At 45.4% G+C, this 394-nt stretch carries 2 protein-coding genes; both read right to left on the reverse strand.

All coding sequences use genetic code 11. From position 1 onward, the window contains the following. On the reverse strand, positions 1-192 hold a 192-nt coding region (locus D0T60_RS18675; protein WP_203558380.1), incomplete at its 3' end, for a hypothetical protein. A 107-nt stretch (positions 193-299) separates the two neighbouring features. Beyond that, the coding region (locus tag D0T60_RS18980; protein ID WP_163216992.1) for a DUF3575 domain-containing protein at positions 300-394 on the reverse strand (95 nt) is incomplete at its 5' end.

Genomic DNA, 394 nt, shown 5'->3' on the forward strand with positions numbered 1-394 from the left:
TGATGTTACAGATACAAAACCCTGGTAGTTTTGAGAGAAAGCCTCTCCCCAAGAGAGAGAGAAAAGAAAGAAACTTACCACCAGCAGCCTCAACGGCCTCAACAGCCTCTCCCCGGCCCTCTCCCAAGGAGAGGGGGAAAGAATGCGCCGTAAAGTGTGAGTGATTGAAGATATATAATTTGTTGTTGCCATAATTAGTACATATTAATATTGAAAAAAGAAATCTTAATTGATAAGTCAAATCTATCCCCCTTCCCCCTCTCCTTGGGAGAGGGCCGGGGAGAGGCTGTCGAGACTTTTTATTTCATCACATAGATTAAGTTGATAGCCGCCCTTGTAGGCCCCACGTAATGCCTGTGTTTACTCTTCTCCAACTCTCCACAGCGGGCACATT

The sequence above is a fragment of the Bacteroides sp. 224 genome, from assembly GCF_010500995.1.
Classification (GTDB): Bacteria; Bacteroidota; Bacteroidia; order Bacteroidales; family Bacteroidaceae; genus Bacteroides.